The following is a 21590-nucleotide window of genomic DNA, read 5'->3' on the forward strand; positions in this document are numbered from 1 at the left end:
AAATCCCCAATAATTAAAAGCTTCGCGCTTGCGTCAGACTGCGGCGGCGCCGCTGACGATTTCCGAGAGTTCCTTGGTAATCGCGGCCTGACGGGCCTTGTTATAGACCAGCTTCAATTCACCGATGACGTTCTTGGCGTTATCGGAAGCAGACTTCATGGCGACCATCCGGGCAGACTGCTCGGAGGCCATGTTTTCAGCCACGGCCTGGTAAATCAAAGCTTCGACATAGCGGATCAACAGATCGTCGATAACTGGCTGGGCTTCCGGCTCGTAGACATAGTCCCAACCCGGCTGATGATCGGTCTTGACGACGTCGTCAGCCAGCGGGAGCAGCTTTTCGAAAACCGGTTCCTGCTTCATCGTGTTGATGAAGCGGGTGTAGCCGATGTACAGCGCGTCGATTTCGCCCTTCATGTAGGCGTCGAGCTGGATCTTGAGCGGGCCGATCAGCTTTTCCAGGTGCGGGGTGTCACCCAGCCCGACCACGTGCGAGACAACCTTCGCACCGGCGCGCTGCATGAAACCCAGACCCTTGTTACCAATACAGGTCGCCTGGAAACTGATCTTCTGGCTGTCGAGTTCCTTCATCTTGCCCAGAACCAGGCGCAGGACGTTGGAGTTCAGACCACCGCAGAGGCCCTTGTCGGAGGTGACGAGGACGATACCAATGGCCTTCTGCTCGCGCTTTTCGAGGAACGGATGCTTGTACTCGGTCAGCGCGTGCGACAGGTTGCTGGCCACACGCCGGATCTTCTCGCCATAGGGGCGGGCAGCCCGCATCCGGTCCTGCGCCTTGCGCATTTTGGATGCGGCCACCATCTCCATGGCCTTGGTGATCTTGCGCGTGTTTTCTACGCTCTTGATCTTGTTGCGAATTTCCTTGCCGCTAGGCATGGCGTTCTCCTAAGATCAGGCCCAGGTGCTCTTGAAAGCCTGGATGCCGGCAGCCAGTGCCTTTTCGGTATCGCCGCTCAGGTCAGCCGACGATTCCATGGTGTTCATGACTTCGGCGTGGTTGGCCTTGAGGTAGCTGATCATGGCCTTTTCGCATTCGAGTGCGCGCTTGACTTCGACATCGTCGAAGTAGCCCTTGTCGGCTGCGTACAGCGTGACGGCCATTTCGGAGATGCTCATCGGAGCGTACTGCGGCTGCTTCATCAGTTCGGTGACCAGACGGCCGCGCTCGAGCTGCTTGCGGGTCGCTTCGTCCAGATCGGAAGCAAACTGCGCGAAGGCAGCCAGTTCGCGGTACTGGGCCAGGGCCAGACGGACACCGCCGCCGAGCTTCTTGATCAGCTTGGTCTGGGCAGCGCCACCGACGCGGGACACCGAGATACCGGCGTTGATCGCGGGACGGATACCGGCATTGAAGAGGTCGGTTTCCAGGAAGATCTGACCGTCGGTGATGGAGATCACGTTGGTCGGAACGAAAGCGGAAACGTCACCGGCCTGGGTTTCGATCACCGGCAGGGCGGTCAGCGAACCGCTCTTGCCCTTGACTTCGCCGTTGGTGAACTTCTCGACCCATTCTTCGGACACGCGGGCAGCGCGTTCCAGCAGGCGGGAGTGGAGATAGAAGACGTCGCCCGGGTAGGCTTCACGGCCCGGCGGACGGCGCAGCAGCAGGGAAACCTGACGGTAGCCCCAGGCCTGCTTGGTCAGATCGTCATAAACGATCAGTGCGTCTTGGCCACGGTCGCGGAAGTACTCGCCCATCGTGCAGCCGGCGTACGGTGCCAGGTACTGCAGTGCGGCCGATTCCGAAGCGGAAGCAGCAACGACGATGGTGTATTCCATGGCGCCGTGTTCTTCGAGCTTGCGCACGACGTTGGCGATGGTGGAAGCCTTCTGGCCGACGGCGACATAAACGCAGAACAGGTTCTTGCCCTTCTGGTTGATGATCGCATCGACAGCAACGGCGGTTTTGCCCGTCTGGCGGTCGCCGATGATCAGTTCGCGCTGGCCGCGGCCAACCGGAACCATCGAGTCGACGCACTTCAGACCGGTCTGCACCGGCTGCGAAACGGACTTACGCCAGATGACGCCCGGGGCGACCTTTTCCAGCTTGTCGGTTTCCTTGGCGTTGATCGGACCTTTACCGTCGATCGGCTGACCGAGGGTGTTGACCACGCGGCCAAGCAGTTCCGGACCGACCGGCACTTCCAGAATGCGACCGGTCGTCTTGACGACGTCGCCTTCGGAGATGTGCTCGTATTCGCCCAGGATAACGGCGCCGACGGAGTCGCGCTCGAGGTTGAGTGCCATGCCGATGGTGTTGCCGGGGAATTCCAGCATTTCACCTTGCATGACGTCCTGCAAGCCATGCACGCGGCAGATACCGTCGGTGACGGATACCACGGTGCCCTGCGTACGCACTTCCGATGCGCCTTGCAGGTTCTGGATCTTGCTCTTGATCAGTTCAGAAATTTCGGAAGGATTCAACTGCATGAAAATCTCCTAGTTGTTCAGTGCCACGGCCATCGCGTCGAGTTTGCCGCGGACTGAAGCATCCAGCATCTGGTCACCGACGGTGACCCGCACACCACCGATCAGGCTCGCGTCGACTTCGACGCGGGCGGTCAGGCGGGTTCCGAAGCGGGGTTCCAGTTGCTGCATCAAGGCAGCGACCTGGGCATCGTCAATCGGGAATGCGGAGTACACCACCGCCTCCTGGACCCCTTCTTCCTGGCTGCGGGCCAGATCGAAAAGCCGGGAAATCTCCGGCAGGAGTGCGAGACGCCGGTTTTCTGCGAGGGTACGAACGAAATTGGCGAGAATCGGGTCGTTGTCGTCAGACAGCGAAATGAACAATTCTGCAATCTGTTCAGCGGAGAGCCGGGGATTGCCCATGACCTGAGCCATGTCCCCGTCCTGGGCGATCAGCGCCAGCCTTTGCAGGCGCTGCGACCAGATGCCCTGGGCCCCGCTTTCCTTGGCCAGCTTGAAAGCGGCGTCGGCGTAGGGGCGAGCGATGGTGACGGATTCAGCCATAAGCTTTACAGATCCTGTTTGATCGTGGCCAGAATGTCGGAATGAGCCTGGGCGTTGATCTCGCGGCGCAGAATCTGCTCGGCGCCGGTGACCACCAGGGCAGCGACCTGTTCGCGCAGCTGTTCCTTGGCACGGACGGCCTCCTGCTCGATTTCAGCCTTGGCACCGGCGACGATGCGGTCGGCTTCGGCCTTGGCGTTCGCCTTGGCTTCCTCGATCAGTTGGGCGCCGCGCTTTTCAGCGTTGGCGATCAGTTCGGCAGCCTTTTCCTTGCCTTCACGGAGGGCATCCGTGGAACGCTTGGTGGCCAGTTCGAGATCTTGCTTGCCGCGTTCAGCAGCAGCCAGACCATCCGCGATCTTCTTCGCACGCTCGTCGAGCGCCTTCACAATGGGCGGCCACACGAATTGCATCGTGAACCACGCCAGAATGAAGAACACAACGAGCTGTGCAAACAACGTTGCGTTCAGATTCACGGTTCTAGTCCTCTTCTAAAGGGTTGATCGAAGAGGATCAATTAAACCAGTTGGAACGGGTTGGCGAAGGCGAACATCATGGCGATACCGACGCCGATCAGGAAGGCGGCATCGATCAGACCGGCCAGCAGGAACATCTTGGTCTGCAGGGCGTTCATCAGCTCCGGCTGGCGAGCCGATGCTTCAATGTATTTGCCGCCCATGAGGCCGATACCGATACAGGCACCGATAGCGCCCAGACCAATGATCAGGCCGGCAGCCAGAGCAACAAAACCGAGAACGTGTTCCATGACAACTCCTTGCTAAGTTTAAGTAATGAAAAGGTAAAGCTAAAACAGGGTTACTACGTTAAATCTGTTGGGTATTTCTTAGTGTGCTTCGTGGGCCTGACCGACATAGACCAGCGTCAGCATCATGAAGATGAAGGCTTGCAGTGTGATGATCAGGATGTGGAAGATGGCCCAGATCGAACCGGCGATGACGTGACCGACGAAACCGAAGACGGTGGCGGTGCCGCCGAGCAGGGCGATCAGCATGAACACCAGTTCGCCGGCGTACATGTTGCCGAACAGTCGCATGCCGTGGGAAACGGTCTTGGCGACGAATTCGATCATCTGCATGACGAAGTTGACCGGGTAGAGCAGCGGGTGGCTGCCGAACGGCGCGGTGAAGAGTTCGTGAATCCAGCCGCCGAGACCCTTGATCTTGATGTTGTAGTAGAGGCAGACGAGCAGCACGCCGAGCGACATGCCGAGGGCTGCGTTGAGGTCGGCGGTGGCGACCACGCGCTGGTAGTGGATGCCCATCATTTCACCGATCTTCGGCAGCAGATCGACCGGCAGCAGGTCCATCGCGTTCATGAAGAAGATCCAGACGAAGACCGTCAGTGCGAGCGGTGCGACGAACTTGCGGGATTCGGCGCTGTGGATGATGCCCTTGGCCTGATCGGAAACCATTTCGACCAGGATTTCGACGGCGGCCTGGAAGCGGCCCGGAACGCCGGAGGTGGCCTTGCGGGCGGCCAGCCAGAGCACGAAGATGGTGACCAGGCCAAGCACGATGGAGTAGAACATCGTGTCGATGTTGATCACGGACCAGTCGATCACGGACTTCTGGGCGTGACCGGTGGAATTCAGGTGGGTCAAGTGGTGGACGATGTACTCGCCAGATGTTGGTGCTGCGCTACCTGCGGCCATGTTCATTTCTTCCAAAAGGCTAAAAAACCAGCATGCAAGACAATCGCCAGGCCGATCAGCAAGCTCGGCCAGTGCATCTCGGGATATCCCTTGATGGCGATTGCCAGAATTCCGATGGTGGCCGCAATCTTGAGGAACTCACCGATGAAGAAATTCGCCGCGTAGGATGCACCGGGGCGGTTTTTCAACATCGTCAGCCGGACGGCAAAGAAAAGGTTGGGAAGTATCGCGGCCACTGCCGCAAACCCAACCGAAACCAGCCCCCGCGTACCCACGATTGCACCGGCCAGGATTGCAGTTATCAACGCTGCACCAAGTTGCAGATATATCGCTCTCAACATGGTGTCATGCATTCCTTGACCGGCGGTGCCACACAGACCTAAATGATACAAGACTTCAAAAAATACCGTCAATGAAAATTAAGGGTTTACCGCAATGCAGCATGTCCCCAAACCCGCTTAACGAAGCCGTCCGAGGATGCCTTCAAGCTGGTCGAGGTTGCCGAATTCGATGGTGATCCTGCCGGCGCCCTTCTTGTTGCTGCGGATGGCGACGGCGGCCCCGACAGCGTCGGAAATTTCTTCCTGCAGACGCAGCAGGTCACGGTCGACCGGCGGCGCGGCAGTCTGTTTCGGCGGATTGACGATCTGCTGGACGAGACGTTCGGCCTCGCGCACCGACAAGCCCTTCTGGACGATGCGCTGGGCCACCGCGACCTGCTGGGCGCCAGGCAGCGGCAGCAGGGCACGGGCGTGGCCCATGTCGAGCTTGCCGGTCATCAGCAGTTCCTGCACCGGTGCGGCGAGTTGCAATAAGCGCAGCAGGTTGGATGCAGCCGGGCGGGAACGGCCGACGGCGTCGGCGGCCTGCTGGTGGGTCAGGCCGAATTCGTCGATCAGGCGCTGCAGGCCCTGGGCTTCTTCCAGCGGATTGAGATTCTCGCGCTGGATGTTCTCGATCAGCGCCATCGCCAGCGCCTGCTCGTCGGGGATGCCGCGCACCAGCACCGGTACTTCGCTCAGGCCGGCCTGCTGGGCGGCGCGCCAGCGGCGTTCGCCAGCGACGATCTCGTAGCGCTCGGCGCCCGGCGTCTTGTCGACGGCGCGCACCAGGATCGGCTGCATCACGCCCTGGGCCTTGATCGAGCTGGCCAGTTCGGCCAGCGACGCCGGGTCCATCTGCGTGCGCGGCTGGTATTTGCCGGGCTTGAGGCGGTCCACCGGCAGATTGCGCAGTTCGTCTTCGGGTTTGGCATCGCTGCCGGCGAGCAGCGCGTCGAGGCCGCGGCCGAGTCCCTTCATCTTGATCATTTGGCGACCCTTTCGAGAATTTCCTGGGCGAGTGCGCTGTAGGCCAGCGCACCCTTCGAATTTTTGTCAAAGGCGATGACCGGCTTGCCGTACGACGGCGCTTCGGCCAGGCGGACGTTACGCGGCACGATGGTCTTGTAGACCTTGTCGCCGAAGTGGCTCTCGAGTTCGTTCGAGACCTGCTGGGTGAGCGTGCTCTGGCCGTTGTACATGGTCCGCAGCAGGCCTTCGACCTCGAGCCGCGAATTCAGGTGGTGACGCACCTTGCGCAGCGTCTCGACCAGGTCGGACAGGCCTTCGAGCGCGTAGTACTCGCACTGCATCGGGATCAGGACCGAATCGGCGGCGACCAGCGCATTGACCGTCAGCATGTTGAGCGCCGGCGGGCAGTCGATGAGGACGAAATCGTACTCGTCGTGATTCTGCTGCAACGCGTTCTTGAGTCGGTATTCGCGCTGGTCGAGCTCGATCAGTTCGACTTCGGCGCCCGCCAGTTCGCGGTTGGCCGGCAGGATGTCGAAGGCAAACTCGGTCTTGATGCAAACCTCGACCAGCGAGGCAGCGCCGATCAGCAACTGATAGACGGTCGGCAACGCTTCCTTCTTGGTGATGCCGGCGCCGGTCGTGGCGTTGCCCTGCGGATCCATGTCGATCAGCAGCACGCGTTGACCTTCGGCCCCGAGCGAGGCGGCGAGGTTGACGGCGGTGGTCGTCTTGCCGACGCCGCCCTTCTGGTTGGTGATGGCGAGTACTTTCATTGGCCCGCTTTCAGGATGATCAGATGTCTTTCGGCGTCCAGTCCGGGCACGGACAAGGGCAGGATGCGGTCGACAACGATGTCGGCCGGCAGGGCGGCGATCTCGTCGTCGGGACGCACGCCTTTCATCGCCAGCCAGCACCCGCCGGGTGCCAGCAGATGACGTGTCAGTTCAACAAAAAGCTTCAGTTCGGCGAAAGCGCGCGAACTGATCTGCGCGTACTGGCCGGTCAATTCCTCGACCCGCGCGTGGTTGACGGCGACGTTCTTCAGCCCGAGCTGGATCGCCGCCTGCTGCAGGAAGGTCGCCTTCTTCTGCACGGTGTCGACCATGCGCACCGACAGTTGCGGCCGGGCGATGGCCAGCGGGATGCCGGGCAGGCCGCCGCCGGAACCGACGTCGAGCAGTGGCCCGTCGCCGACGTGCGGCAGGATGGCCAGTGAATCGAGCAGATGATGCGAGATGGCCTGGTCCGGATCGCGCAGCGCGGTCAGGTTGTAGGTCTTGTTCCACTTGAGCAGCAGGTCGCGGAAGGCGAGCAGTTGCTGCTGGGTGGTGTCGGGCAGGTCGAGGCCGAGTTCGGCTAGGCCGCTGGCGAGGCTGATCGTGCTCATGCGGCTTGCGACAGCTTGAAGCGTTTCAGGTGGATCAGCAGCAGCGAGATCGCCGCCGGCGTCACGCCCTGGATGCGCGAGGCCTGGCCGATGGTCTGCGGCTGGTGCAGCTTGAGCTTCTGCTTCACTTCGTTCGACAGGCCGGCCACCGTCGAGTAGTCGAGATCGGCCGGCAGCGGCGTGTTCTCGTAGCTGGCCGATTTGGCCACTTCCTCGGCCTGGCGGTCGATGTAGCCCTGATACTTGGCGGAAATCTCGAGTTGCTCGACGACCTGCGGGTCGCTCTGTCCTTCGCCAGCGCCGGGCAGGGTCAGCAGGCTGGCGTAAGTGACTTCCGGACGGCGCAGCAGGTCGAACAGGTTGTATTCATGCTCGATGGCCTTGCCGAGCACGCGGACGCTGTCGTCGGCCGGAACGATCTTGGGATTGACCCAGGTCGCCTTCAAGCGCTCCTGTTCGGCGGCAATGGCGTCACGTTTGCGGCAGAAAGCGTCCCAGCGGATGTCGTCGACCAGGCCGAGCGTCCGGCCCTGTTCGGTCAGGCGCAGGTCGGCGTTGTCCTCGCGCAGGCTCAGCCGGTATTCGGCTCGGCTGGTGAACATCCGGTAGGGGTCGGAGACGCCGCGCGTGATCAGGTCGTCGACCAGCACGCCGAGATAGGCCTCGTTGCGTTTCGGGCGCCAGCCGTCGCGGCCCTTGACGTAATTCACCGCGTTGATGCCGGCGAGCAGGCCTTGCGCCGCCGCTTCCTCGTAGCCGGTGGTGCCGTTGATCTGGCCGGCGAAGAACAGGCCGTTGATGGCCTTGGTCTCCAGTGTGTCCTTGAGGCCGCGCGGGTCGTAGAAATCGTATTCGATGGCGTAGCCGGGGCGCAGGATATGCACGTTCTCCATGCCGCGGATCGAGCGCACCAGTGCCAACTGGATGTCGAAGGGCAGGCTGGTGGACACGCCGTTCGGGTAGATCTCGTGCGTGGTCAGGCCTTCCGGTTCGAGGAAGACGTTGTGCTGGGTCTTGTCGGCGAAGCGGTGGATCTTGTCCTCGATCGACGGGCAGTAGCGCGGGCCGACGCCCTCGATGACGCCGGTGTACATCGGCGAGCGGTCCAGTCCGCTGCGGATGATGTCGTGCGTTTTCTCGTTGGTCTCGGTGATCCAGCACGGCAATTGGCGCGGGTGCTGCGCCGCGTTGCCGAGGAAGGAAAACACCGGCAGCGGATCGTCCGAGTGCTGTTCTTCCATCACCGAGAAGTCGATGGTCTTGCCGTCCAGGCGCGGCGGCGTGCCGGTCTTCAGGCGGCCTTGCGGCAGGTTCAGTTCCTTCAGCCGCGCGGCCAGCGACACCGACGGCGGATCGCCCATGCGTCCGCCGGTGTAGTTTTCCAGGCCGACGTGGATCTTGCCGTTGAGGAAGGTGCCGGCGGTGAGCACGACGGCCTCGGCCAGGAAGCGGATGCCCAGTTGGGTGACGGCGCCGCACACCTTGTCGCCCTCGACGATGAGGTCGTCGCAGGCCTGCGCGAAGATGGTCAGGTTCGGCTGGTTCTCCAGGCGTGTGCGGATTGCCTGCTTGTACAGCACGCGGTCGGCCTGGGCGCGGGTGGCGCGGACGGCCGGGCCCTTCGAGGCGTTGAGGATGCGGAACTGGATGCCGGCTTCGTCGGTGGCTGCCGCCATCGCGCCGCCCAGTGCATCGACTTCGCGCACCAGATGGCCCTTGCCGATGCCGCCGATCGACGGGTTGCAGCTCATCGCCCCGAGTGTGTCGAGGTTGTGCGTCAGCAACAGCGTGTTCGCACCCGACCGGGCTGCGGCGAGCGCAGCTTCGGTGCCGGCATGGCCGCCGCCGACAACGATGACATCGAAACGGGTGGGGTAGAGCATCGGAATGGGAATGTTGCGGCGCAGTATGGGACCGGCGATTTTACGTCAGCTTGCTGAAAAATCACAGGCTTAGCCTGGCAACAGGCGGAAGGTGCTGGGCGCGTCTTGCCCTGCATGATGAACTCAAGTAATTTGCCGAAATGAACACACCAGCAGGCAACAGCCTTGGCGCGCTTGACGATGAGGAGATGCTCCTCGTCCTGCAGCAGTCGCTGACCAAAAAGCGCGTACTGATCGTCGACCGGCACTCGCCGGCGCGCGATTCGTTGCGGCTGATGCTCGGTGCGCTCGGCGTCACCGCGGTGCACGGCGCCGGCAGTTCGGCAGAGGTCATCCGCCAGGTCAAGGGCAACCGTTTCGACATCATCCTGTCCGATTTCGTGCTCGACGACGGCCGCGACGGCCAGCAGTTGCTCGAGGAACTGCGTCACGCCCACCTGATTCCGCTGGCGACGGTGTACATGATCATTTCCAGCGAACGCAGCTACACCAACGTGGTGGCGCTGGCCGAACTGTCGCCGGACGACTACCTGATCAAGCCGTTTACCTCCGAGCAGTTGCAGGCGCGGCTGGTGCGGTCGATCTACAAGAAACATGTATTGCGCAAGATTTACGAGCAGATCGAACGCGGCGAACTGCACGAGGCCATCGCCGCCTGCGACCGGGTCATCCAGCAGCAGCCGATGTATCAGTTCGATGCCTTGCGGTTCAAGGGGGAGTTGCTGCATCAACTGGGCCAGACCACCGAGGCCGAAGCCGTTTACCGGCGCGTGCTCGAAGGACGGATCGCGCCCTGGGCAAAGATGGGGCTGGCGACCGCGCTGCGCGACCGCAACGCGCTTGACGAAGCCGAGCAGCTGGCCGAGCAGGTCTTGCAGGAAGCGCCGGATTTTCTTTCGGCCTACGACTTCCTGGCCTCGGTACACGAAGCCCAGGGCAAGTTGAAGGAAGCCCAGGCCGTGTTGCAGCGCGCCGCCGATGTGTCGCCGCACAATACCTTGCGGCAACGGCTGGTCGGCGACATTGCCGCCCGCAACAAGGACTTGCTGGCCGCGGAGAAGGCCTATAGCAAGGTCATCGCCCGCAGCAAGGGTTCCAGTTTGCGCACCGTGGACGATTTCGCCAACCTGTCGCGGGTTCTGGTCGAACGTGGCGATGTCGAGGCGTCGCGCAAGGTGACGGCCGAGATGAAGCGCGAATTGCGCGGCGACAAGCAGGCCGAACTGGCCGCGCTGGTCAGCGAGAGCCTCTGCCTGGAAGCCGAAGGGGCCCCGGAGAAGGCCAAGCAACTGGTCGATCACGCCTTGTCGCTGCAGGGCGAGGTCGAAGCCGAAAGCTACAGCAAGGGCCGCGGCGTTTCGCAGCGCCTGGCCATCGATCTGGCGCACGCCTGCTATGCGACCGGCAAGCCGGCGGACGCGGAAAAAATCATGCGCCAGGTCGCCGCCGAAAACCACGAAGACACTCACCTGATCGGTCACATCACCGATGTCTTCGCCAAGACCGGACGTCCGGATGCCGGCAAGGCGCTGCTCGAACAGGTCGGTCGCGAGATCGTCGAGCTCAACAACAAGGGCGTCATGGCGGCGCGCGCCGGCGATTTCGAAGGTTCGGTACACCTCCTGATGCAGGCCGCCGATCAGGTGCCCAACCTGCAGTTCCTGGTCAACGCGGCCAAGGCCATCTATACCCTGATGGACCAGAAGGGCTGGAGTCCCACGCTCGCCGAACGGGCTTTCGACTACCTGCAGCGGGCGCAGCGCAAGGACCGCAAAAGTCCGAAGGTGGTCTCGGCACGCCAGCTCTACGTCACCGTGGCAAAAAAATACGGTATCGAAACCACACTCTAGGCAGGGAATTGGCCTGGCTGGCGTGATAAAGTCGCCATTTTCCCCACCCCGGATCCTGCCATGTTCTCTGGAATTGTCGCGGCGGTTGGCCGCATCACCAAACTCACGCCGCGCGAAGTCGGTTACCGCCTGACGGTCGAAGCCGGCCGGCTCAACATCGACGATGTCGCCCTCGGCGACTCGATTGCCCACAACGGCGTCTGTCTGACCGTGGTCGGCAAGGAAGGCAGTGCTTTCCAGGTCGACGTGTCGCCCGAGACGCTGTCCTGCACCGTCGGCCTCGATGCCCCGGGCCCGGTCAATCTGGAAAAGGCGCTGCGCCTCAACGACGTGATCGGCGGCCACCTGGTTTCCGGCCATGTCGACGGCGTCGGCGAAGTCTTGCGTTTCGACCCGGTCGGCGACAATCGCCTGCTCGAAATCCGGGCACCGAAGGAAATCGCCAAGTTCATCGCGCGCAAGGGTTCGATCGTGGTTGATGGCACCAGCCTGACGACCAACGAGGTCAAGGGCACCGACTTCACCATCAACCTGATCCCGCACACGCTGGAAAACACCACCCTGAACCGCCTGCAGCCGGGCAGCAAGGTCAACCTCGAAGTCGACCTGATCGCCCGCTACTGCGAACGTCTGCTGGCTGCCGAGCGCGAGGCCTGAGCGCCAGCCGACGAACGGCGGTTGAAAAACCGCTCCCCTGCCCCCATAATGGTTTCCATGGTTGTAATTCCAGCAATCTGGAGGCGTTCTGGACAGGGGTTCGATTCCCCTCACCTCCACCATACACAAGGGCTCGGATAGTCTCCGAGCCCTTTTTCTTGCCTGAAATCCCCGCGCCACGCGGGGTTCCGGCTACATGTGCTGCGGGTGGCCATCAGCCGAAACGCCCGAAATCGGCCACTTTCTCAGCCAGCGCCGTCTCTATTCTCCGTTTGGCCTGCGGGTAGGCGCAGATGGGGCTCTCGCAAAATCAACAACTTACGCGCGGCGGTTCATCGTCAACTAAGCACAGCGGTCATCAGCGCAACTAGACAGCGTGCGTCGCTTGTACTAACATCGCGGCAATTGATCGCACAAAAGAGGTGCTGCCATGACTGCTGTTGCATCGTCGCCTTCCGCCCGCTCCGCCCGACTTGGGCTGCGCGCTACCCCCGAACAGGAGGTGGTGCTGCGCCGTGCCGCCGAGGTGGCCCACAAATCGCTGACAGACTTCATCCTCGACAGCGCGTGCCTGGCTGCCGAGCAGACCCTGCTGGACCAGCGCCTGTTCATGGTCTCGGGCAGCCAGTACCAAGCGCTGATGGATCTGCTGGATCGCCCCGAACAGGCCAACGAGGGGTTGTGTGATTTGTTTGCCCGCAAGGCGCCCTGGGATACGAAGTGACGTTGCGCGCACCGGAGCCTCTGGCCGCGCAGCATCGGCTGGAAGGTTTTGATTGCGGCAAGCCCGCGTTGAATGACTGGCTGTTGCGCCACGCCCGCCAGGCGCAGGGCAGTGGCTCGGCCAAGACCTTTGTCGTTGCCGAGGACGATGGCCGCGTGGCGGGCTACTTTAGCCTGACCGTGGGACAAGTCGACACGCTGGAGGCGCCGGAGCGCATTCGCAAGGGGATGGGGCAATACCCGTTGCCGGTGGTGATTCTGGCGAGGCTCGCTGTCTCGGTGGTGGACCAGGGGCGAGGTATAGGCTTTGGCCTGCTGCAGGACGCGATTCGCCGCACGATGCTGATTGCCGAACAGGCCGGCATCCGTGCCATGCTGACCCACCCCATCGATGAAGAAGCGGCAAGGTTCTACACCCGGTTCGGGTTCATCGCGTCACCGCTGCGCGAACAGCAATTGTTGCTGCTCTTGAAGGACGCCCGTCACTGGGTCCGCTGAACCATGACCATCGAATCACTGCCCACTTTTACCAAGCCGGCCCGCCAGCGCTGGGATTCCATCCCTGCCGACATTCGCCAGCGGCTGCTGTCCAACGTCTGGTGCGGCCAGTGCCGTTTTGAGACCACGATCACCAATTTCAGCGGCACCATCAAGGGTGGCGACTTGCTGCTGGTGGGCCAATGCGCCGAATGCCGCAGTGATGTGGCACGGGTGATCGAGGGCTCGTAACCCGTTCAGGCGTCAAACCCCGCCACCACCTCCCGCTGCGCCACCCAGTCAGTCGGCAGCGGATTCCGCTGGAACCACAGCAGGCTCATGCACCGGGGCTGCTGCCCGGCCAGAATGCTCCGGATGATGGCCGGCTCCAGCAGCGTCAGGCGGAGCAGTTCGTTGACCGTCGAGTGGTGCAACCCCTCACGCTGGGCGATCTCGCTCCCGCTGCCGACCACCCCATCGTCGAGCAGTTGCTGCCAGTAAAAAGCCCGCGTCAGCGCCACCAGCAAGGGCTGGTCGATCTGGCTGGCAACTTTGCCCGGCGACTCGACCGCCCCATCCGGCCGCACCACCACCTTGCTGGCGCCGCGCTTCCTGATCTTCAGCGGGATGAAGGTGGACAGCTTGACCTGGCCGCCGTCCCGGCGTTCGCGGGCGATTGCTGCCCCCAATGGCTGCACTTTCGGCTTCATGCCTCCACCTCCTGCTGTTCCCATTCCTGCAACTCCGCGCCGATGCTGCCGGGCATCAGTTCCCCGGCCAGTTCCTGCCAGCCCTGATCGCGCCAGATGATTTCCAGCCCGCTGTCGGCAATCACCACGCGCTCGATCAGCAACTGCGCCAGTCGACACTGTTCAACGGGGAACAGCTGTTGCCACAGGCCAGCCAGATTTCGCATCGGTAAGACCACCTCGGGCTCCGACAGGTCTGGGCGGGTTGTTCGAATCCGATCCCACACCGACTGCACGATGTGCGGTGCTGATAGCGCCGCTACGATCTGCTGGGTCACCAATTCCTCAATGGGCACCGCCGGTAGTGGCCCATGCTGGCTGGCCCACGCGCCGAAGCGCCGGTGCTTGTTCGGCGTGTAGTAGCGGTAGGTCTTGCCTTTCTTGACGGTGTAGCTGGGCACCAACCGTTCACCATCAGACGTGAACAGCAGGCCGCGCAACAACACCGGTTCCCGCTGGCGGTCGTTGGTTTCGCGCCGCCGTTCGATGCCATCGGTGGCGATCAGTGCGTGCACGGCATCCCACTGCGCCTGCGTCACGATGGCCTGATGCTGGCCGGGGAAACTCTGCCCCTTGTGGACGATCTCCCCCAGGTACATCCGGTTGTGCAGCATCTTGTAGAGGGTCTGCTTGGTGAAGGGCTTGCCGCCCTTGGTGACCACGCCCTCGGCACCGTAGGTCTTTGCCATCAACGTGGCTGAGCGCACGGTGACGAAGTCATCGAAGATGCGGCGGACCAGGGCAGCCTCGACCTCATTGATCACCAGCAGACGGTTATCAACGTCATAACCCAGCGGCAGCGGCCCGCCCATCCACATCCCCTTGGCCTTGCTGGCGGCGATCTTGTCGCGGATGCGTTCGCCGGTGACCTCGCGCTCGAACTGGGCAAAGGACAGCAGCACGTTGAGCATCAGCCGGCCCATCGACGTGGCCGAGTTGATCTGCTGCGTGACGGCGCTGAAGCTGACCCGGTGGCGGTCAAACACATCGATCATCCGCGCGAAATCGGCTAACGAGCGCGACAGCCGGTCGATCTTGTAGACCACCACGATGTCGACCTTGCCCATCTGGATGTCGGCCATCAGGCGGCGCAGGGCGGGCCGTTCCATGTTGCCACCAGAGAAACCGCCATCGTCGTAGTCGTCGGTCACGGCGATCCAGCCCTCGTGGCTCTGGCTCTTGATGAAGGCGTGCCCGGCTTCCTTCTGGGCATCAATGGAGTTGAAGGACTGGTCCAGCCGTTCGTCGCTGGAGACGCGGCAGTACACCGCGCAGCGTTTCGGTGGCGCAAGCAGGGGCGCGTTCATTGACCGTTCCCCTTGCCATCGCGCAGACCAAAGAACTTCGGCCCGTTCCAGCGCGTGCCCGTGATGTGGCGCGCCGCCGCCGACAGGCTCTTGAACACCTGGCCATCCAGGGCATACAGACCATCGGGCGTGACCGTCACGCGGTACTCACGCTCATCCCATTCCCGGATCAGCGTGGTGCCAGGCATCAGGAGGGTTTGCGCGCTGCGACCGGCGGCTGACTTGATCTTGGAATGCTTGGTACCGGCCTCAACCAGCATCTTGCGGATGTTGGTGGGCAGCGCGCCGTAGGCCAGCTCCTGGATGCGGTAGGCCAGCCGCGATTCGACGTAATTGCGGTTGCGGTGGCTGGGCCGCCGTGGAAAGTGCTGATCCCACAGCGCCCAGAGCTCAGTCATGGATAAGGATGGCAGCGCGGCCAATTGGGCCGAGATGCTGCCGTTGTGGGTGTCCGTCATTATTTGCTCCTGTGGTTGAGACAGGTCCATGAACGCGCTGTGGCGACCAGAAGCCAAGTCAAAACGCGCTCTTTCGATCAGGTGGTAACCGGTAACCTCGGGTGGTAACCCGGTTTCAGGTTCTGTCGCTGACGGGGCAGCGCGCTCGCGCCCCCCGTATGGGTTTCTCTGAAGGAAGGCCCCCTTTCAGCGGCGGCGTGTTCGTTGCCGCTGCCATGGGTATTTGCGTTGCCGTCTCCGCCACCAGCGCTCCAGCCGAAAGGTCAGGCGCAGTGCGGCCAGCAGCCAGCGCTCCCACCACACCCGCACCCGACGGCGCAGTACCGGGCTGCGCAGCCTCCGCACCGGTGCAAAAGCCTCACGACCCGGCGTCGTCCACGTCGGGGAGGCTGGTGCCGTGTTGTCCGTCCATGGCGTGACGGGGCGTGCGTCAGCGGCGTGCGCGGCCAGTGGCCATGGCTGCTGTCGCACCGGCAGGCGATCCAGACGTTCTGGCCCTGGTGCGATGCGCGGCGACAGCGGCCTGAAACGATCCGGCAGGCGCTGACGGGAAGGCTGGATTTCCAAGGCAGCACCCCTCACACATCCACGCGCACGACGGTCGACAGCCCGTGGCCGGGGTCGAGATGTTTCTTCGGCGGATTGGGATCGGGCGCGTAGATGCTGCGCTCATCGTCTTTGGCCTTGGGGTGGTACACCTTCAGGCCCCAGCCGTCGAAGCCCGCGCTGCGCAGGGCGTTGTCCAGTGCCGCGATCAGTTCGTTGTCGGTGCGGGTGAACTGATCATTCAGGTCACGCAGCACTTCATACGGAAGCCCCGCAATCAAGGTCGGCAGCAACTCGCCATCGCGCGTTTGTCCGATCAGCTCGTGGTCGAATCGGGTGCAGGTGTCGCCCGTCACGCGGGTGTGGGTCAGGCGAACGCGTTGCAACAGCACCGCCTCCACACTCTGCATCTCTCGCCAGGCCTGCACGAAAGTCTTGGCGGCCTCCAGCATCCGCTGCGCGCTGGGCTGGAAGATGCGGCGGATTTCCTGATCGATCAGCGATTCATCCACCCCAGCCACCATCTGCCCTGCCAGATCATTGATGTACTGCTCCAGCGCCTTGACGCGCGTCGGCGCTTCCAGCACCTGCTGCGTGGCCTTCACGCGGGCAGCTTGTTCCTGGGCCAGTGCCTGCTGGTGCTCCTGATCAAACCGGGCCAGTGCGTCCGTATCGCCCAAAGCGGCCAGCACCTCGCGCTGGATGGTCAGCGTCATCTCCGGCTCGGCGGGTTTGTCCCAGCCACAGGTGATGCGGTTGGCCGCGACCAGTGCGGCAACGGCCTGATCGTATTGGGCGTTTTGCTGGCGCAGGCGGGCAAACATCGCCGCCACGGCGCTGACATCCCCGATTTCATGCAAAGGGGATTCGGCATTGGCTTTGACGTCGGTGGATTTTTTGCTGCGGCGGATCAGATTCACGGTGGACTCCTGTCGAAAATAGAGAACGGTTCAGACAGGTGTAATGGTCCACGTAGAGACAGTTCAGGTCGATCAGGGCGCAGCGGGTGGCTGAGGGTTTGCGGGCACCGTTCAGCCGCTGAAAACCTCAAGATCGGATTCAGTGTTGTAAAAAAGCTCCGACGTAGATAGCAATTTAGAGTAACGCTTGGGGCTATTGGTGGCCGTTTCGCACAAAAGCGAATTTTGGCCATTTGCCTTCAGAAATCAGCAGGCGAAGAATCTCCTCATTGCGGGCGCACATCCCTCTCGACGGGACAGCGTCCCCCCAACGACGACAGGAGATTCCGATGCAACACACGCTGCCCGAACTGATCACCCCGCGCACCCTCGCAGCCCGCTGGGGCCTTTCCGAAAAAACCCTCGAGCGCTGGCGCATGACCGGCAATGGCCCCACCTTCCTCAAGCTGGGCAGCCGGGTGCTGTACCGCATGGATGATGTGTCGGCACACGAGGCGCAGCGCACCCGCCGCTGCACCGCTGGCCAGTCCATCAGCGAAAGCATCTGGCGATGAACCGCGCCCAACGCCGTCAGCGCGACAACCTCACCCGGCAACTGCGTGCCCACATTGCAGAACACGGCATCGAGGCCATGCTCGACAAAATGTTCGGCCCGGGCAGCTGGCGCTACGACGCCCGCGAACAGTTGTGGATCGTGCCCGATGCCCAGGACACCGGCCCCGGTCGCGCCTACTACTGCGTGCGCGCCAATGGCGACTGGTTCAAGACCCGTCTGGGTGCGGAGCACACGCAATGATGGCGACCACAACACAAGCCACCGCCGTGGCCCGCCATCCCTTCTTTGATTTCAACGATGCGGCCGATGTCATCGTGCCGCGCCACGACAAGGATGAAGTCCGCGCTCGGTTGCTGGATCAGCTGGAGTCGGTACTGCTCTACCTGTTTCCGCACGGCAAACGGCGTGGCGCCCAGTTCTACATCGGCAATCTGCAGGGCGAGCCGGGTGACAGCCTGGTGGTCGAGCTGGAAGGCCCCAAGCGTGGCCTGTGGATCGACTTCGCCACCGGCGAATCCGGCGATGTGCTGGCGCTGTGGGCCAGCACCCGGGGCTACCACTTGCCCGCCGACTTCAGCGATCTGCTGGAAGATGCGGGCGATTGGCTGATGGTGCCGCGTGTGGTTTCCGCTCCCGCCGTGCACACCAGCCGTGCGTATGACGATCTCGGCCCGCACACCGGCAAATGGGATTACCTGGCGGCCGATGGCAGCCTGCTGGCCTGCGTCTATCGCCACGACACACCCACCGGCAAACAGTACCGTCCTTGGGATGTGCGGACGCGGGCGATGCGGATGCCGGAACCGCGTCCGCTCTACAACCTGCCTGCGATTGCGGCGGCGGATGCCGTGGTGCTGGTCGAAGGTGAAAAGTGTGCCGACGCCCTGATGCAACGGGGCATCACAGCCACCACCGCCATGGGTGGCGCGGCCACAGCCCTCGACAAGACCGACTGGACGCCGCTGGCAGGCAAGACGGTCGCCGTCTGGCCCGATCACGATGAAGCGGGCGCGCGTTATGCCGCTGCCGTCATCCAGAAACTGGCGAGCATCGGGGCCACGGTCCGCCGTGTTCGTGTGCCGCAGGACAAGCCCGCGAAGTGGGATGCTGCCGACGCCGTGGCGGAAGGCTTTGATGTCAAAGCGCTGCTGCGCGCCTCCCAGCCAGTCACCGACATGGCCACCGCCACCCCGGCGCTGGACATCACCCGCTGGCGCGCGGCAGAGCGTTTTAACGGGCAGCCCCAGCAACGCCGCTGGCTGGTCGAAGGCGTGTTCCCCCAGGCACAGGCCGCGCTGATCGCCGCTGCGGGCGGAGTCGGTAAATCGTTCCTGCTGCTGGCGCTCACGCGAGAAGTCGCAGCTTTCGATGGCATCTGGACCAATGCCCCCACACTGTTCGGTGGTGCGCTGACGGGCCATGGCGTGGCGATCTACATCACCGCCGAGGATGATGCCATCGAGGTGCACAACCGGCTCAACGCCCTCGGGCCGATTCCCGACCGGCTGTACGTGCTGCCCCTGCCCGATGCCGGTGGTGCGGTGCCGCTGTTTGCGCCCGATCCCGCCACCCGAGGCCCCGCGACCACGGCGGCGTGGCTGGATATGGAGCGGCAACTCAAGGCCATGCCCAGCCTGTGCCTGGTGGTACTCGACCCGCTGCAACCGCTGTGCGCGCTGGACCTGAACGTGCCGGAGAACGCCCAGTTCGTCTGCTCGCGCTTGGCGGCGCTGGCGGCCAGTACGGGCGCATCGGTCATCGTGTCGCACCACTTTGCCAAGCGCGAGGCCTCCACGCCTGAGCAGGCCCGCGAGGCGATCCGGGGCACTGGCGGCTTGGTCGATGGTATGCGGGCGGTATACACCCTGTGGCACCCCAAGGAAGATCAGGCCAGGAAGCTCTGCGAAGCCTTGGGCGAACCCTTTGAGCGTGGCCGCGTGGTGATGGGCGGCGTGGTCAAGGCCAATGGCCGCGCCAACCTGCGCGAGACCACTTTCTTGCGCGGTGCCAGCGGCTTGCTGATCGATTGCAGCGACCGCCTGCGCCAGATCCGGCCAGAACCAGATGACCTGTTGCCCGCGCTGAAATCCGCCATCGCCCGTGCCGCACGAGATGGCCAGCCCTACACCAAGACCGGCGGCAACGGCCTGTATGAGCGCCGCCACGAACTGCCCGACGCCTTCCACGCCATCGGCAAGCATCGGCTCACCGGCTGGGTGGATGCCTTGCTGGCGCAGGGTGAGCTGATCACCGCCATGGCCGAAGGCTCGAAGCTGGTGAAGTGGCTCGACGTGCCCGATGGCCCGGTCGCCCAAGGGCAGGCGGTGTTCGTCACCGGCCACCTGACCCGCTCCAGCGCCGGTCGGCCTATTGCCGAGTAATGGCTTCCACCCAAAACAATCGTTCCCGGCTTCCCGCTTTCCCACCGGGAAAGCTCAGGGGTGGGAACGATTAAACACCAGCAAAAACAAGGGGTTAAATCGTTCCCGGGGCAAATCGTTCCCAGCGCGGCCGGGAAGGATTAAAACCCAATGAAATCAACGCGTTCCCGGCTTCCCGGTGTTCCCTCTCTAAAGAGAGGGTGAGCATTGGGAATGCTCACCTCACTCTCGTGCATGAGGTCGCGAATTGCGACCCCATCGACGGCTACAGGCAAAACGGGTCCTTCCTGACCACAATCCAATACGGGGGGCGCGAGCGCAGCATTGCGCCACCGTCCGACCAGAAAACAAGGTTTGCAGGGTTTGCGGTTCGCACCTGGCGGCGCGGGTCGATGGGCTGAATTCCGCGTTAGCGCGGGCCTGTGCGGGAAGTGGGGAAATGGCGAAGGTGCGAACCTTGGTGCGTACCGGGTTTGCAGGTTTGCACCCGGCCGCACGAAACGGCCAGGGAAGAAAACTCAATGCGGGTAAGGGGTTGCGGCTGATTCGCCGCTCAAATCACAGAGAACGGCCACCGTGATAGCGGCGCAAGGGCCTCCAGAAACTGGACACCCTTGGCGGCAGATCACACCACCCTGTACACCCGTTCGCCGCTGTCGTTGTGGGCCAGCACCACGTTCAGCCCCAGCTTCTTTCGCAGCATTCCGGAGATGACTCCGCGCACGGTGTGCGGCTGCCAGCCGGTGGCCAGCATCAGTTGCAGGCTGGTCGCCCCCTGCGGTCGGCGCAGCGCCATCACCAGCGCGGCGAGTTTGGTGCCGGGGCGCACAGGGATGCCCTCCAGAAGTTGGAGATCGTCGGTGGTATCCACGGGCTCGACGTCATCCGGCCGCACGTGCCTTTGCTGGCCGATGGCCACGTACCCCGCGTCGGTCAGCAGGTGGCCGCCGTCGGCAGCAGGCTCGATCCACCCACGGTGCAGCAATGCGGTCAGCACCTTGACCCGCGCGCCGCCGCGCAGGGTGTCAGGCGGGATCACTCGCCCATCGGCACGGCGGGCAGCGGTGCGCAGCAGCAGGCTTTGGGCTGGGGAGAGTTTGGGCAGGGTGTCCATGGCTGCACCTTCACTTCACCGGGCCGTCGAAGATCGCCAGCAGGTCATCCAGCGCCTGATCCACCCGCCCGAGGTCACCGACGTGGCCCCAGTGGATGGGCTCAGGGTCGTGGCCGAAATGGTCGTCGGCCAGTTGCCGCAGCCAGGTCAACTTGATGTGGATGGCGGCGGCGCTAGCGAGATAGGTATCGAGGGCGGTGGTCTTGGCGTTCATCGCAGGGTTCCTTCGTTGATGGATGACGCCACCATTCACGCGCTGAACGACAGGCAAGCCAAGCGAAAGATCATGCCCAGGGCATCGGACACTCGCCCATCACCCGCCAAACTGATAAATTACACCCTTTGCGATTGAAGCCGACTTTATGCCACCCGAACCGCTGCCGCCGGAGCGCTGCCATGACCGCTGAACCATGGGTATCCGTGGACCAGATTGCCGAGCATCTGGGTGTCACGCGCGATTCGATCTACCGCTGGATCGACCGCAAGGGGCTGCCCGCGCACCGCGTGGGTCGGTTGTGGAAGTTCCAGGTTTCCGAGGTGGACGACTGGGTGCGTGCGGGTGGCGCGGATGAAGAACAACGCAGCGATGGCCAGACGCCATCGCGCAAAGCTTGAGGGGAT

The 21590-nt window shown here is 63.0% G+C and carries 26 protein-coding genes; 9 read left to right on the plus strand and 17 right to left on the minus strand.

The window, feature by feature from the left end; translation table 11 throughout:
* Positions 1-33: 33 nt before the first annotated feature.
* The 11 genes from atpG to mnmG form a co-directional block, all read right to left on the minus strand.
* Positions 34-897 carry a F0F1 ATP synthase subunit gamma gene (atpG, locus tag Q0799_RS03130; RefSeq protein WP_298394062.1) on the minus strand — a complete coding sequence of 288 codons (864 nt, stop codon included), beginning with the start codon at positions 895-897 and terminating at the stop codon, positions 34-36.
* Positions 898-912: 15 nt separating this feature from the next.
* On the minus strand, positions 913-2451 hold the full coding sequence (gene atpA, locus Q0799_RS03135) for a F0F1 ATP synthase subunit alpha (RefSeq protein ID WP_298394064.1): 1539 nt from the start codon (positions 2449-2451) through the stop codon (positions 913-915).
* 9 nt (positions 2452-2460) lie between these two features.
* Positions 2461-2994, minus strand: a complete 534-nt coding sequence (locus Q0799_RS03140) for a F0F1 ATP synthase subunit delta (protein WP_298394066.1) — start codon at positions 2992-2994, stop codon at positions 2461-2463.
* Positions 2995-2999: 5 nt separating this feature from the next.
* Positions 3000-3470: a F0F1 ATP synthase subunit B gene (locus tag Q0799_RS03145; protein WP_028993803.1), complete on the minus strand. Its 471-nt coding sequence runs from the start codon at positions 3468-3470 to the stop codon at positions 3000-3002.
* A 41-nt stretch (positions 3471-3511) separates the two neighbouring features.
* On the minus strand, positions 3512-3760 hold the full coding sequence (atpE, locus tag Q0799_RS03150) for a F0F1 ATP synthase subunit C (RefSeq protein ID WP_028993802.1): 249 nt from the start codon (positions 3758-3760) through the stop codon (positions 3512-3514).
* 78 nt (positions 3761-3838) lie between these two features.
* Positions 3839-4666 carry a F0F1 ATP synthase subunit A gene (gene atpB / locus Q0799_RS03155; protein ID WP_298394070.1) on the minus strand — a complete coding sequence of 276 codons (828 nt, stop codon included), beginning with the start codon at positions 4664-4666 and terminating at the stop codon, positions 3839-3841.
* A gap of 2 nt (positions 4667-4668) precedes the next feature.
* Positions 4669-5019 carry an ATP synthase subunit I gene (locus Q0799_RS03160; RefSeq protein ID WP_298394072.1) on the minus strand — a complete coding sequence of 117 codons (351 nt, stop codon included), beginning with the start codon at positions 5017-5019 and terminating at the stop codon, positions 4669-4671.
* A gap of 105 nt (positions 5020-5124) precedes the next feature.
* A complete protein-coding gene (locus Q0799_RS03165) occupies positions 5125-5976 on the minus strand; it encodes a ParB/RepB/Spo0J family partition protein (RefSeq protein WP_298394075.1) in 852 nt (283 codons plus the stop codon).
* Complete coding sequence (locus tag Q0799_RS03170) at positions 5973-6734, minus strand: ParA family protein (RefSeq protein WP_298394078.1); 762 nt, start codon at positions 6732-6734, stop codon at positions 5973-5975. Before Q0799_RS03170 ends, Q0799_RS03165 begins: the two co-directional genes overlap by 4 nt.
* Positions 6731-7348 carry a 16S rRNA (guanine(527)-N(7))-methyltransferase RsmG gene (gene rsmG, locus Q0799_RS03175; RefSeq protein WP_298394082.1) on the minus strand — a complete coding sequence of 206 codons (618 nt, stop codon included), beginning with the start codon at positions 7346-7348 and terminating at the stop codon, positions 6731-6733. Before rsmG ends, Q0799_RS03170 begins: the two co-directional genes overlap by 4 nt.
* A complete protein-coding gene (gene mnmG / locus Q0799_RS03180) occupies positions 7345-9231 on the minus strand; it encodes a tRNA uridine-5-carboxymethylaminomethyl(34) synthesis enzyme MnmG (protein WP_298394085.1) in 1887 nt (628 codons plus the stop codon). Before mnmG ends, rsmG begins: the two co-directional genes overlap by 4 nt.
* A gap of 140 nt (positions 9232-9371) precedes the next feature.
* On the opposite strand from mnmG, the gene Q0799_RS03185 reads away from it, so the two are divergent.
* The 5 genes from Q0799_RS03185 to Q0799_RS03205 all read left to right on the plus strand — a co-directional run bounded on the left by Q0799_RS03185 (position 9372) and on the right by Q0799_RS03205 (position 13190).
* Positions 9372-11081, plus strand: coding sequence for a tetratricopeptide repeat protein (locus Q0799_RS03185; RefSeq protein WP_298394088.1), 1710 nt, complete (start codon positions 9372-9374; stop codon positions 11079-11081).
* Between the two features lie 60 nt (positions 11082-11141).
* Complete coding sequence (locus tag Q0799_RS03190) at positions 11142-11738, plus strand: riboflavin synthase (RefSeq protein WP_298394091.1); 597 nt, start codon at positions 11142-11144, stop codon at positions 11736-11738.
* A gap of 430 nt (positions 11739-12168) precedes the next feature.
* Entirely contained in the window at positions 12169-12462 is a 294-nt protein-coding gene (locus Q0799_RS03195; protein ID WP_298394094.1) for a DUF1778 domain-containing protein, read from the plus strand.
* Complete coding sequence (locus Q0799_RS03200; RefSeq protein ID WP_298394097.1) at positions 12459-12959, plus strand: GNAT family N-acetyltransferase; 501 nt, start codon at positions 12459-12461, stop codon at positions 12957-12959. Before Q0799_RS03195 ends, Q0799_RS03200 begins: the two co-directional genes overlap by 4 nt.
* Before the next feature lie 3 nt (positions 12960-12962).
* Positions 12963-13190, plus strand: a complete 228-nt coding sequence (locus tag Q0799_RS03205; RefSeq protein WP_298394100.1) for a hypothetical protein — start codon at positions 12963-12965, stop codon at positions 13188-13190.
* 5 nt (positions 13191-13195) lie between these two features.
* Here the strand turns inward: Q0799_RS03205 and Q0799_RS03210 are convergent, their stop codons facing one another.
* From Q0799_RS03210 to Q0799_RS03225, 4 genes are all read right to left on the minus strand, one after another.
* Positions 13196-13648 carry a site-specific recombinase resolvase gene (locus tag Q0799_RS03210; protein ID WP_298394103.1) on the minus strand — a complete coding sequence of 151 codons (453 nt, stop codon included), beginning with the start codon at positions 13646-13648 and terminating at the stop codon, positions 13196-13198.
* Positions 13645-14994: a recombinase family protein gene (locus tag Q0799_RS03215; RefSeq protein ID WP_298394106.1), complete on the minus strand. Its 1350-nt coding sequence runs from the start codon at positions 14992-14994 to the stop codon at positions 13645-13647. Before Q0799_RS03215 ends, Q0799_RS03210 begins: the two co-directional genes overlap by 4 nt.
* The gene (locus Q0799_RS03220; protein WP_298394109.1) at positions 14991-15452 is read right to left on the minus strand and encodes a DUF2924 domain-containing protein; all 462 of its coding nucleotides are present in this window, start codon (positions 15450-15452) and stop codon (positions 14991-14993) included. The genes Q0799_RS03215 and Q0799_RS03220 overlap by 4 nt, the downstream gene beginning before the upstream one ends.
* 578 nt (positions 15453-16030) lie before the next feature.
* Complete coding sequence (locus Q0799_RS03225) at positions 16031-16918, minus strand: hypothetical protein (protein ID WP_298394113.1); 888 nt, start codon at positions 16916-16918, stop codon at positions 16031-16033.
* Between the two features lie 329 nt (positions 16919-17247).
* Here Q0799_RS03225 and Q0799_RS03230 point away from each other — a divergent pair, with 329 nt between their 5' ends.
* From Q0799_RS03230 to Q0799_RS03240, 3 genes are read left to right on the plus strand one after another with little or no spacing between them, the layout of a single operon-like run.
* Positions 17248-17472: a DNA-binding protein gene (locus Q0799_RS03230; RefSeq protein WP_298394115.1), complete on the plus strand. Its 225-nt coding sequence runs from the start codon at positions 17248-17250 to the stop codon at positions 17470-17472.
* On the plus strand, positions 17469-17714 hold the full coding sequence (locus tag Q0799_RS03235; protein WP_298394117.1) for a hypothetical protein: 246 nt from the start codon (positions 17469-17471) through the stop codon (positions 17712-17714). The genes Q0799_RS03230 and Q0799_RS03235 overlap by 4 nt, the downstream gene beginning before the upstream one ends.
* Complete coding sequence (locus Q0799_RS03240; protein WP_298394119.1) at positions 17714-19855, plus strand: AAA family ATPase; 2142 nt, start codon at positions 17714-17716, stop codon at positions 19853-19855. The genes Q0799_RS03235 and Q0799_RS03240 overlap by 1 nt, the downstream gene beginning before the upstream one ends.
* A gap of 625 nt (positions 19856-20480) precedes the next feature.
* Here the strand turns inward: Q0799_RS03240 and Q0799_RS03245 are convergent.
* Both Q0799_RS03245 and Q0799_RS03250 read right to left on the minus strand, forming a co-directional pair.
* Positions 20481-20969 (minus strand): DUF3489 domain-containing protein, encoded by a 489-nt coding sequence (locus Q0799_RS03245; protein WP_298394121.1) that lies wholly within the window; start codon positions 20967-20969, stop codon positions 20481-20483.
* 10 nt (positions 20970-20979) lie between these two features.
* Positions 20980-21183: a hypothetical protein gene (locus tag Q0799_RS03250; protein ID WP_298394122.1), complete on the minus strand. Its 204-nt coding sequence runs from the start codon at positions 21181-21183 to the stop codon at positions 20980-20982.
* 182 nt (positions 21184-21365) lie between these two features.
* Between Q0799_RS03250 and Q0799_RS03255 the strand changes: the two genes are divergently transcribed.
* A complete protein-coding gene (locus Q0799_RS03255) occupies positions 21366-21584 on the plus strand; it encodes a helix-turn-helix domain-containing protein (RefSeq protein ID WP_298394124.1) in 219 nt (72 codons plus the stop codon).
* Positions 21585-21590 lie beyond the last annotated feature (6 nt).

The sequence above is a fragment of the uncultured Azonexus sp. genome (genome assembly GCF_937982035.1).
Lineage (GTDB): Bacteria > Pseudomonadota > Gammaproteobacteria > Burkholderiales > Rhodocyclaceae > Azonexus.